At 67.2% G+C, this 11173-nt stretch carries 10 protein-coding genes; 9 read left to right on the forward strand and 1 reads right to left on the reverse strand.

Going from position 1 to position 11173, the window contains the following annotated elements:
* Nucleotides 1–148 precede the first annotated feature (148 nt).
* On the reverse strand, nt 149–2212 hold the full coding sequence (locus QRO95_RS23955) for a 3-hydroxyacyl-CoA dehydrogenase NAD-binding domain-containing protein (protein WP_285303628.1): 2064 nt from the start codon (nt 2210–2212) through the stop codon (nt 149–151).
* A 235-nt stretch (nt 2213–2447) separates the two neighbouring features.
* Here QRO95_RS23955 and rpoE point away from each other — a divergent pair, with 235 nt between their 5' ends.
* The 9 genes from rpoE to recO all read left to right on the forward strand — a co-directional run bounded on the left by rpoE (nt 2448) and on the right by recO (nt 11115).
* The gene (rpoE, locus tag QRO95_RS23960; protein WP_010482816.1) at nt 2448–3068 is read left to right on the forward strand and encodes an RNA polymerase sigma factor RpoE; all 621 of its coding nucleotides are present in this window, start codon (nt 2448–2450) and stop codon (nt 3066–3068) included.
* Nucleotides 3065–3946, forward strand: coding sequence for a sigma-E factor negative regulatory protein (locus tag QRO95_RS23965; RefSeq protein WP_032129851.1), 882 nt, complete (start codon nt 3065–3067; stop codon nt 3944–3946). Before rpoE ends, QRO95_RS23965 begins: the two co-directional genes overlap by 4 nt.
* Nucleotides 3947–4020: 74 nt before the next feature.
* A complete protein-coding gene (locus QRO95_RS23970) occupies nt 4021–5556 on the forward strand; it encodes a DegQ family serine endoprotease (RefSeq protein ID WP_032129850.1) in 1536 nt (511 codons plus the stop codon).
* Between the two features lie 179 nt (nt 5557–5735).
* Nucleotides 5736–7529, forward strand: coding sequence for a translation elongation factor 4 (lepA, locus tag QRO95_RS23975; protein ID WP_032129849.1), 1794 nt, complete (start codon nt 5736–5738; stop codon nt 7527–7529).
* A gap of 54 nt (nt 7530–7583) precedes the next feature.
* Nucleotides 7584–8378 (forward strand): signal peptidase I, encoded by a 795-nt coding sequence (gene lepB / locus QRO95_RS23980; protein WP_032129848.1) that lies wholly within the window; start codon nt 7584–7586, stop codon nt 8376–8378.
* A gap of 52 nt (nt 8379–8430) precedes the next feature.
* Nucleotides 8431–8814, forward strand: coding sequence for a DUF4845 domain-containing protein (locus QRO95_RS23985; protein WP_010482821.1), 384 nt, complete (start codon nt 8431–8433; stop codon nt 8812–8814).
* Entirely contained in the window at nt 8804–9484 is a 681-nt protein-coding gene (rnc, locus tag QRO95_RS23990; protein WP_032129847.1) for a ribonuclease III, read from the forward strand. The genes QRO95_RS23985 and rnc overlap by 11 nt, the downstream gene beginning before the upstream one ends.
* Nucleotides 9481–10377, forward strand: coding sequence for a GTPase Era (era, locus tag QRO95_RS23995; protein ID WP_279913871.1), 897 nt, complete (start codon nt 9481–9483; stop codon nt 10375–10377). The genes rnc and era overlap by 4 nt, the downstream gene beginning before the upstream one ends.
* Nucleotides 10378–10395: 18 nt before the next feature.
* Nucleotides 10396–11115, forward strand: a complete 720-nt coding sequence (gene recO, locus QRO95_RS24000; RefSeq protein ID WP_032129846.1) for a DNA repair protein RecO — start codon at nt 10396–10398, stop codon at nt 11113–11115.
* The last annotated feature ends 58 nt before the right edge of the window (nt 11116–11173 follow it).

Genomic DNA, 11173 nt, shown 5'->3' on the forward strand with positions numbered 1-11173 from the left:
TCGAGCCCCCATGGATGGGTTTACGGCGTGTCCTGCCTGCCCACACCGCCCCGCCCAACAAACAGAAAAGCCAGAGCCGGCTGTTGCTCCGGCTCTGGCTTTGGCTTTTGATCCAGCGGGTGCCGGGCCGCAGGCCCGGCCGATAAACTCAAACCACCGGTTCGCGCAGGGCGGGGTTGTCCCAGCCCGGGCGCGGTGCGAAACGGTCACCATGGCGCTGCTGCAGCGCCTTCAACCGCTCGACGATCGCGTCGGCACCCACCGCGCGGATGTGCTGGATCGGACCACCGCGGAACGGTGCGAAGCCGGTGCCGAAGATCACGCCGGCATCCAGCAGGTCCGCATCCGCCACCACGCCTTCGTGCAGGCAGGCCACTGCCTCGTTCAACAGCGGCAGGATCAGGCGGTCCTCCAGATCGGCCGGGGCCTGGTAATCGCTGGCCACGTCCGGCTTCTTCGGCTTGCCGTTCTCCCAGGTGTAGATGCCCTGGCCATCCTTCTTGCCACGTTTGTCCGGTTCCACCGTCTGCAGCGCGGCCGGAATCTGCAGGCCCAGGAACGGTGCCAGTTCGCGGCCGACACCGGCGGCTACGTCCAGGCCCACGGTATCGATCAGTTCGATCGGGCCCATCGGCATGCCGAACTTCACCGCCGCCCTGTCGATCACCGGGCCCGGGATGCCTTCGGCGTAGGCAGTGGCGGCTTCCAGCATGTACGGGAACAGCACGCGGTTGACCAGGAAGCCCGGGCTGCCGGCCACCGGCACCGGGAACTTGCCCAGTGCCTTGCAGAACGCGGCCAGGCGACGCTCGGTCTCAGGCGCCATGCCGTCGTGGTGGATGATTTCCACCAGCGGCATCTGCGCCACCGGGTTGAAGTAGTGCAGGCCGGCGAACTGCGCCGGGCGCTGGATGTGGTCGCGCAGTTCCACCAGCGGAATCGACGAGGTGTTGGTGGTCAGCAGCGCGTCCAGCTTCATCTTCGGTTCCAGCGTCTGGTACAGCGCGCGCTTGGCTTCCGGGTTCTCGATGATTGCCTCGATCACCAGGTCGGCCTCGGCCACGCCGTTGCCTTCCAGGTCGGCACGCAGGCGCGCGGCTACCGCAGGACGCTTGCTTTCGTCGCGTACCTTCTTGGCGAACAGGGCCTGCGCGCGCTCCATGGCCGGGTCGATGAAGCGCTGCTCGCGGTCCTGCAGGGTCACGTCGAAGCCCTTGTAGGCGGCCCACGCGGCGATGTCGCCGCCCATCACGCCCGCGCCGACCACGTGCACGTGGCGGATGCCGGAATCACCACCGCCGAGGCCCTTCAGGCGCTCGGTCAGGAAGAAAATGCGGATCAGGTTGCGCGCGGTCGGCGTGCTGGCCAGCTTCACCACGGCACGCCGCTCGGCATCCAGGCGTGCCTGGATCGGCTTGCCGCCGCTGCGCTGCCAGGTGCTGATCAGCGCGTAGGGCGCCGGATACTGGTCCTTCTTGGCCTTGCGTGCGACCTGCTTGACCATCTGCGGTGCCAGCAGGGTGCGTGCCAGCCAGGTGTTGGTGGCCCACGCTGTTGCTCGCTGCTTGAACGGACGGGTGGTGCCGGACAGCGCCAGCGCGACGGCGGTGTCGAGCACCACTGCCGGTGCCACCACCTTGTCGACCAGGCCGATGCCGCGCGCGGCCGAGGCCGACAGGGTGCGGCCGGTCAGCATCATGTCCATCGCCGCCGGTGCGCCGACCAGCTGAGGCAGGCGCGCGCTGCCACCCCAGCCCGGGAAGATGCCCAGCTGGGTCTCCGGCAGGCCGATGCGGGTGCTGCTGTCATTGGAGGCCACGCGGTAGCGGCAGGCCAGCGCCAGCTCGGTACCGCCGCCCAGGCAGTGGCCGTGGATGGCTGCCACGGTCGGGCAGGGCAGTTCAGCCAGCTTCTGGTAGGTGGCCTGGCCGCGACGGATGGCGTCGTTGACGGTGCCGCGGCGGTCGAACTCCTGGAACTCCTTCAGGTCGGCACCGGCAATGAAGCCGGCCTTCTTCAGCGACTGGATCACCACGCCCTTGGGCGGGTCCAGTGCAATGCGCTCGAGCAGGTCGCCCAGTTCCAGCAGCACGTCCTGCGACATGGCGTTGACGCTGCTGTCCTGACGATCCAGGGAGAGAACCACCACGCCGTCGTCGCGGATCTCGGGGTGCCAGTGGCTGAAGCGGAGACCATCGAAGCCTGAGAGCATGGACGTTCCATCCGGTTGTGTATGGAGAAGCGGCTATGATCCAGAGGTTGTTTCCCCCGCGTCAAATCCCAATAGCAGGGGAGTGGCGACCCCGGATCCATGGCCGTGGACCGGGACGCTAACGGAACGGTGGTTAAAAGCTGGTGCGGCGCCAGGTGATCGGCGACTGAACTTTTCCCGGGATTGGCAGTCTCATTGCCCGACGTCGGTTGGGCTGACAGGAGTGCGGCCCCTCATGGCCGATGTTGATACACCTCAGGAGCTGGATCTGGAACTGGTCCGGCGCGTGCAGCACGGCGAGAGCGCCGCGTTCGATGTCCTGGTGCGCAAGTACCAGCATCGCGTGGTGGCCCTGGTCGGTCGCTACATCGCCGACTGGAGCGAATGTCAGGACGTCGCCCAGGACACTTTCATCCGTGCGTACCGCGCGATCGGAAGTTTCCGCGGCGATGCCCAGTTCTCAACCTGGTTGCATCGAATCGCCGTGAATACCGCCAAAAACTACCTGGCTTCACACAATCGCCGGCCGCCGACCGATGACATCGACATCGGTGACGCCGAACAGTTCGACAGCGGGACGCGCCTGCGCGACACGGATACGCCCGAACGCGAGTTGATGCGCCAGGAACTGGAACAGACGGTGATGAAGGCCGTCAATGCGCTGCCGGAAGAACTCCGGTTGGCGATCACCCTGCGCGAGGTGGAAGGCCTGAGTTACGAAGATATCGCGCAGAAAATGGGGTGCCCGATCGGCACCGTGCGTTCACGGATCTTCCGGGCGCGCGAGGCGATCGACACCGAACTCCGGCCGCTGTTGGACATCGGCAGCGCCACCCGTGAGAAGAGCCGCGTATGACCAGTAATCCGTTCAACGAATCGCAGAACCACCAATCGCCCGCCGGGCAGCGCCTGGACCAGCGCCATCGCGAACAGCTGTCGGCCCTGGTCGATGGCGAGCTGGGCGCCGACGAAGCGCGCTTCCTGCTGCGCCGGATGGAGCACGACCCCGAGCTGGCCGGCTGCCAGGAACGCTGGCAGCTGCTGGGTGACGTGATGCGCGGGCAGGCCTCGGCGCTGGCGCCGGCCGGCTTCAGCGCGGCCGTGGCCGCCGCCATCGCTGCCGAACCGGCGCCGCAGGCCGAGCCGCGCCGCGAGGTGCGCCGCAGCGGTTGGCGGGCCTGGGGCGGTGGCGCCGCACTGGCCGCCTCGGTGGCGGCGGTGGCGCTGTTCATGGGGGGCGAGAAGCTGAAGGAAGCCACCCCGGGCGAGCCGTTGGCACCGCAGGTGATCGCCAGCCAGGCCGAACTTGCGCCCGCGCCGACGACGCCGGCTCCGGTAACCGAAGCCTCGGTGGATACCGCCGCAATGGCCGTGGCCGGTGTACCGGCAGTGGCCATGGCCGCGGCCAGCCGACGCCAGGACACCCGTCGCGCCAGCGCTACCCGCAGCCAGCAGGCCGCGCGTGCCGCCCAGCGCGAGGACATGCCGCAACGCGCCGTGGCCGCCGCACAGGCGCCGCTGACCCCGACCGTGCCGGCCAATGCCAGCCGCAACATGCCGTTCGGTGAGGTTGGTGGCCTGCAGGCGCGACCGTGGCCGCGCTCCAGCCTGGCGCCCGCTGCCGGTGGCGCGCTCAATGCGAGCTTCCCGGCCCACGCCGGGGGCGCCGCGTTCTACCCGTTCGAGCCGCGCCTGCAGGACGACCTGCCGGTGCCGCCGCGCCCGCGCGACTGAGCCGGGCGCTTTCACGCCCCGCCGTCGGCGGGGCCCGTATTCCTCTTTCCATCCGATCCGGAGGTTGCCGTCCGATGACTCCCCGACTCCGCACGCAGGCCATGGGCCTGCTGGCCCTGACCCTGCCGTTGGTGGCCTGCGCGCAGGCCCCGGCTCCGGCCGCCCAGACCCAGGCCGCGCCGGCCGCCGCGCCGCGGGCCCCGGCCCAGCCGCTGGTCACGGGCCTGCCTGACTTCACCAATCTGGTCGAACAGGTCGGGCCTGGCGTGGTCAACGTCGACACCACCATCGTCCGCAACAACCGCCAGGCCTCGCGGGGCCCGATGGGCGGCGACGATGACATGCCGGAGTTCTTCCGCCGCTTCTTCGGCCCGGATTTCCCGATGCCGGGGCAGGGCCCGGGCGGTCCGGACGGTGGCCCCAGCATCAAGGGCCGCGGCATGGGCTCGGGCTTCATCATCTCGCCCGATGGCTATGTGCTGACCAACTACCACGTGGTGGCCGATGCCAGCGAGGTGAAGGTCAAGCTGGGTGACCGCCGTGAGTTCACCGCGAAAGTGGTGGGCAGCGACCAGCAGTACGACGTGGCACTGCTGAAAATCGACGGCAAGAACCTGCCGACCGTGCGCGTTGGCGACTCCAACTCCCTCAAGCCGGGTCAGTGGGTGGTCGCGATCGGTTCGCCGTTCGGCCTCGACCACTCGGTCACTGCCGGCGTGGTCAGCGCCCTCGGCCGCAGCACAGGTGGTCCGGACCAGCGCTACGTGCCCTTCATCCAGACCGACGTGGCGATCAACCAGGGCAACTCCGGTGGCCCGCTGCTGAACACCCGTGGCGAAGTGGTCGGCATCAACTCGCAGATCTTCTCCGCCTCGGGCGGCTACATGGGCATCAGCTTCGCGATCCCCATCGACCTGGCGATGAGCGCGGTCGAGCAGATCAAGAAGACCGGCAAGGTCACCCGTGGCCAGCTCGGCGCGGTGGTGCAGGAAATCGACGGGCTGAAGGCGCAGGCGATGGGCCTGCCGGACAGCCGCGGCGCCCTGGTCAACCAGATCGTGCCGGACTCGGCTGCAGCCCGGGCCGGAGTGAAGATCGGTGATGTGATCCGTTCGGTGAACGGCGCGCCGGTCAACAGCTGGTCCGACCTGCCGCCGCTGATCGGCGCGATGGCACCGGGCAGCCGGGTCACCCTGGGCGTGATCCGTGATGGCAAGCCGCGCGACCTCAGTGCCACCCTGACCGCACTGACCGAAGACGGGCAGGCCGGTTCGCGTGGCCCGGCCACCGGCGACAGCGATGCGGCTCCACAGGCCGGCGCCAATGCCCTGCTGGGGCTGGACGTCAGTGACCTGACCGCACCGCAGCGCAAGCAGCTGGGCCTGGAATCGGGCGAAGGCGTGCGCATCACCGGGGTCAAGGGCCAGGGCGCGCGTGATGCGGGCCTGTCTCCGGGCATGGTGATCCTGCAGGTGGCCAGCACCCAGGTCGGCAGCGTGGACGCGCTGAACCGTGCGCTTTCCAGCTACAAGAAGGGTGACGTGGTGATGCTGCTGGTGCGCACCGGCAGCGGCAACAGCGCGTTCGTCGCGGTCAAGGCCGGCCAGTAAGGCCTGCCGGGGCCGCTTCGGCGGCCCCGGCTTTTCCCCGAAGCCCCGCCCTGGCGGGGCTTCGGCCATTCCGGGCCCGGTCCGATGAGGCCGTTTTCGCGGGCGGGCGCCGGGCATGCGATAATCGACCGTTACCCTGACGACGCCGCGCGCCGCCGCCACCTATGTCTTCTGATTCGATGCGGAACATCCGCAACTTCTCCATCATCGCCCATGTCGACCACGGCAAGTCCACGCTGGCCGACCGCATCATCCAGCTCTGTGGTGGCCTGCAGGCCCGCGAGATGGAAGCGCAGGTGCTCGACTCCAACCCGATCGAGCGCGAGCGTGGCATCACGATCAAGGCGCAGTCGGTGTCGCTGCCGTACCTGGCCAAGGACGGGCAGACCTACCATCTGAACTTCATCGACACCCCCGGCCACGTCGACTTCTCCTATGAAGTCAGCCGCTCGCTGGCCGCCTGCGAAGGCGCGCTGCTGGTGGTCGATGCGGCCCAGGGCGTGGAAGCGCAGTCGGTGGCCAACTGCTACACCGCCGTGGAGCAGGGCCTGGAAGTGGTGCCGGTGATCAACAAGATCGACCTGCCCACCGCCGACATCGAGCGCGCCAAGGCCGAGATCGAGGCCGTGATCGGCATCGACGCCTCCGACGCCGTGCCGGTCAGTGCCAAGACCGGCCTGAACGTGCAGGACGTGCTGGAAGCGATCGTGCATCGCATCCCGCCGCCGAAGCCGCGCGACACCGACAAGCTGCAGGCGCTGATCATCGACTCCTGGTTCGACAACTACCTGGGTGTGGTCTCGCTGGTGCGCGTGATGCAGGGCGAGATCAAGGCCGGTGACAAGCTGCAGGTGATGTCCACCGGCCGCAACCACCAGGTCGACAACGTCGGCGTGTTCACCCCGAAGCGCAAGGTGCTGCCGGCGCTGCGTGCAGGTGAAGTGGGTTGGGTCACCGCCAGCATCAAGGACGTGCACGGTGCGCCGGTTGGCGACACCCTGACCCTGGCCGGCGACCCGGCACCGAAGCCGCTGCCGGGCTTCCAGGAAATGCAGCCGCGCGTGTTCGCCGGCCTGTTCCCGGTCGATGCCGAGGACTACCCGGACCTGCGCGAAGCGCTGGACAAGCTGCGCCTGAACGATGCCGCGCTGCGTTTCGAGCCGGAAAGCTCCGAGGCGATGGGCTTCGGCTTCCGCTGCGGCTTCCTCGGCATGCTGCACATGGAAATCGTGCAGGAGCGCCTGGAGCGCGAATACAACCTGGACCTGATCAGCACCGCGCCGACGGTGGTGTATGAAGTCCTGAAGACCGATGGCTCGATCATCAACATGGACAACCCGGCCAAGCTGCCGCCGGTGAACCAGGTCGAGGAGATCCGCGAGCCGATCATCCGTGCCAACGTGCTCACCCCCGAGGAGTACATCGGCAACATCATCAAGCTGTGCGAAGAGAAGCGCGGCAGCCAGATCGGCATCAACTACCTGGGCAGCCAGGTGCAGATCAGCTACGAGCTGCCGATGGCCGAGGTGGTGCTGGACTTCTTCGACAAGCTGAAGTCGGTCAGCCGTGGCTATGCCTCGCTGGACTACCACTTCGTGCGCTTCGACGCAGGCCCGTTCGTGCGCGTGGACGTACTGATCAACGGTGACAAGGTCGATGCACTGTCGCTGATCGTGCACCGCAGCCATGCCGACCGTCGCGGCCGCGAACTGTGCGAAAAGATGAAGGACCTGATCCCGCGCCAGATGTTCGACGTGGCCATCCAGGCCGCCGTTGGCTCGCAGATCATCGCCCGTACCACGGTCAAGGCCATGCGCAAGAACGTGCTGGCCAAGTGCTATGGTGGCGACGTTTCGCGCAAGAAGAAGCTTCTGGAAAAGCAGAAGGAAGGCAAGAAGCGCATGAAGCAGGTCGGCCGCGTGGAGATCCCGCAGGAAGCGTTCCTGGCCGTGCTGCAGATGGACAACAAGTAAGCCCGCACCGGCCCTGCGGGGCCGGTCGTCTGGTGACGTTGCAAAGGACCCTGAATGAAACTGTTTGAGATCCTCCTGGTCGTGCTGACCCTGGCCTCGGGCCTGATCCTGCTCGCGGACAAGCTGTACCTCGCCAAGCGTCGCGCCCAGCGCGCGGGCCTGCTCGATTCCGAGCCGGTGCTGGTGGACTACTCGCGTGCGTTCTTCCCGGTGCTGGCGATCGTGCTGATCGTGCGCAGTTTCATCGCCGAGCCGTACAAGATCCCGTCCAGCTCGATGATGCCGAACCTGCTGATCGGCGATTTCATCCTGGTCAACAAGTTCTCCTACGGCCTGCGCCTGCCGATCAGCAACACCAAGTTCGTGCCGGTGGGCGAGCCCTCGCGTGGTGACGTGGTGGTGTTTCACTTCCCCGGCCATGGCGAGAACGATCCGGCCAAGGGCGAGAACTTCATCAAGCGCGTGATCGGCGTGCCGGGCGACACCGTGGTCTTCGAAGGCGACGGCGTGATCCTCAACGGCGAGCCGCTGAAGTACGACAACAAGGGCATCTACGCCGGCCACAAGGGCCAGGGCGAGGGCGCCAACCTGCTGGTCGAGCACCTGCCGGGCCGCACCCACACGGTGCTGGAGACCGACTATCCGCGTGGCCAGGGCCAGTGGACCGTGCCGGCCGGCAAGTACCTGGTGATGGGCGACAACCGCGACAACAGCGATGATGGCCGTTTCTGGGGCCTGCTGCCGGAAGAGAACCTGCGTGGCAAGGCGTTCCTGATCTGGCTGAACTGCCAGGGCTGGTTCTGCAAGGATGGCTTCGAGCCGTCGCGGATCGGCTCGAGCATCAACTGAGCGGGCACCAACTGAGTATTTTCACATCCAACGCGTATCTGGGGAGAACGCAATGAAGACGATGAACACGCAGCGTGGCATGACCCTGACCTCGTTCCTGACGGTCCTGATCGTGGTTGGCTTCTTCCTCTACATCGGCATGAAGCTGTTCCCGATGTACCAGGAGTACTACGCGGTGCGCTCGGCGATGAAGAGCCTGGCCAACGAGCCGGGCGTGGGCAGCATGGAGCCGGCGCGCATCCAGGACCTGTTCTTCAAGCGTCTGTACATCAACTATTCGGACAACGTGAAGCCGGCCAACGTGAAGTTCGACCGTCGCGACAATGGCTGGACCCTCAAGGTCAACTACGAAGTGCGCCGTCAGCTGATCGGCAACCTCGATGTGGTTGGCAAATTCGATTCTTCCCAGGACCTGACACGAAGCGGTGCCCAGTAAATTCATCCAACGTGGCGACCTGATCGGTCATGCCTTCAGCGACCCGGCCCTGCTCAAGCAGGCGCTGACGCATCGCAGTGCCGGTGCGCCGCATAACGAGCGCCTGGAGTTCCTCGGCGACAGCATCGTCAACATGATGGCGGCCGAGGCGCTGTACCGACGCTGGCCCAAGGCTGACGAAGGCGCGATGACCCGTGCCCGTGCCGAGCTGGTGCGTGAAGGCGCGCTGGCGGTGATCGGGCGCACCCTGGAACTGGGCGAGCGGCTGACCCTGGGCCCCGGCGAAATGAAGTCCGGCGGTCATCGTCGCGACTCGATTCTGGCCGACGCCGTGGAAGCCGTGGTGGCCGCGATCTACCTGGATGCTGGCTTCGAGGCCTGCCGGGCGGTGGTACTGCCCTGGTTCAGCGCTTCGATCGAGGCACTGCCGGCTTCCGGTCGGCCCGAGAAGGATCCCAAGACCCGCCTGCAGGAATGGCTGCAGGCCCGACAGAAGGCGTTGCCGCAGTATGAACTGGTGTCAGAATCCGGTGACGACCACGCCAAGCACTTCCGGGTACGCTGCAACGTAGCCGACCCGGCCGCCAGCACCGAGGGCGAAGGCGCCTCGCGGCGGCTTGCCGAACAACAGGCGGCTGCAGCCGTCCTAGAACAACTGGATTCCAAGTGAGCGAACAAACTTCCCATCATTGCGGCAGCGTGGCCGTCATCGGCCGCCCGAACGTGGGCAAATCGACCCTGACCAATGCCCTGGTCGGGGCCAAGGTCAGCATCGTTTCCAACCGCCCGCAGACCACGCGCCATCGCCTGCTGGGCATCGCCACCTATCCGGAAGGCCAGCTGGTGCTGGTCGACACCCCCGGCCTGCACAAGGTGCAGAAGCGGGCGATGAACCGGGTGATGAACCGCGCCGCGCGCGGTTCGCTGGAAGGCGTCGATGCCGGCCTGCTGGTGATCGAAGCTGGTCGCTGGGACGAGGAAGACAGCCTGGCCTTCAATGTTCTGCGCGACGCCGGTATCCCGGTGGTGCTGGTGGTCAACAAGATCGACCGGCTGAAGGACAAGGGCGCGCTGCTGCCGTTCCTGCAGGAAGTCACGGCCGGCCGCGATTTCTCGTCGGTGCATCCGATCTCGGCGCAGAAGCGCAACGGCCTGGAAGCACTGGTACGCGACGTACTGTCGCTGCTGCCGGAAGCGCCGCCGATGTTCGGCGAAGACGAGATCACCGACCGCAGCCAGCGCTTCCTGGCCGGCGAACTGGTACGTGAACAGCTGATGCGCCAGCTCGGCGAAGAGCTGCCGTATGCCACCACCGTGGAAATCGAGCGCTTCACCGAAGATGGCAACCTGCTGCGCATCGGTGCGGTGATCTGGGTCGAGCGCGAGGGCCAGAAGGCGATCGTGATCGGCAAGGGTGGTACCCGCCTGAAGGAGATCGGGGCCAAGTCCCGCCTGCAGATGGAGCGCCTGTTCGGGGCCAAGGTGTTCCTGGAGACCTGGGTGCGCGTGCGTGAAGGCTGGTCCGACGACGAGGCCGCACTGAAGGCCTTCGGTTACGAGTAAGCCGTTGCAGTCGCTTCGATGATGATCGAGGACGACACCGGCTTCGTGCTGCATGCACGGGCCTATCGCGAGACCAGCCTGCTGGTCGAAGTGCTGAGCGCGCAGCATGGCCGGATCGGCCTGCTCGCGCGTGGCGTATCCACCGCCAAGGGACAGGTGCTGCGCGCGGCCCTGCAGCCGCTGCAGTGGATCCGCTTCAGTGCCCAGCAGCGGGGCGAATTGGCCCAGCTGCGGGGTGCCGAGGCACTGGATGCTGCCCCGCGCCTGGTCGGCCAGGCGATGCTGGCCGGCTTCTATCTGAGTGAATTGACCCTGCGCCTGGCCCCGCGCCAGGACCCGCTGCCGGAGTTGTACCTGGCCTACGGCGAGGCACGCGCGCGGCTGGCCGTGGGCGCCGGCCTGGCCTGGACCCTGCGCCGGTTTGAGCGCGAGCTGCTGTCTGCGCTGGGCCTGGGTTTCGATCTGGACAGCGCCAGCGACGGCCAGCCGATCGACCCGGCCGCGCGCTACGAACTGGACCCACAGGAAGGCGCGCAGCGCCTGCTCAGCGAGCGCGGTGGGGAACGCCGGGCGGCCGCGACCGGCTCGGCGCTGCTGGCGCTGGCCGCCGATGAAGAGCCCGATGCCGCCGACCTGGCCAGCCTGCGCCTGCCGATGCGGCGGGTGCTGGCCCATCACCTGGGGCCACGAGGACTGAAGTCCTGGGAAATGCTCGAGCAGCTCGCTCCCAGGCGTTGAGGGGTGTTCGGCAGGGCTTGCAGCCCTGCACCTGCCGAATCAACGTCAACTGCAAAAG

Origin of the sequence: Stenotrophomonas maltophilia group sp. Smal13, assembly GCF_030236855.1 — a bacterium.
Taxonomy (GTDB): domain Bacteria; phylum Pseudomonadota; class Gammaproteobacteria; order Xanthomonadales; family Xanthomonadaceae; genus Stenotrophomonas; species Stenotrophomonas maltophilia_A.

Bases quoted from the DNA above. Each gene is read 5' to 3' on its own strand.
- lepA (WP_032129849.1), top strand. From the start codon at position 5,736: ATGCGGAACATCCGCAACTTCTCCATCATCGCCCATGTCGACCACGGC.
- rpoE (WP_010482816.1), top strand. From the start codon at position 2,448: ATGGCCGATGTTGATACACCTCAGGAGCTGGATCTGGAACTGGTCCGG.
- recO (WP_032129846.1), top strand. From the start codon at position 10,396: ATGATGATCGAGGACGACACCGGCTTCGTGCTGCATGCACGGGCCTAT.
- QRO95_RS23955 (WP_285303628.1), bottom strand. From the start codon at position 2,212: ATGCTCTCAGGCTTCGATGGTCTCCGCTTCAGCCACTGGCACCCCGAG.
- lepB (WP_032129848.1), top strand. From the start codon at position 7,584: ATGAAACTGTTTGAGATCCTCCTGGTCGTGCTGACCCTGGCCTCGGGC.
- QRO95_RS23965 (WP_032129851.1), top strand. From the start codon at position 3,065: ATGACCAGTAATCCGTTCAACGAATCGCAGAACCACCAATCGCCCGCC.
- QRO95_RS23970 (WP_032129850.1), top strand. From the start codon at position 4,021: ATGACTCCCCGACTCCGCACGCAGGCCATGGGCCTGCTGGCCCTGACC.
- QRO95_RS23985 (WP_010482821.1), top strand. From the start codon at position 8,431: ATGAAGACGATGAACACGCAGCGTGGCATGACCCTGACCTCGTTCCTG.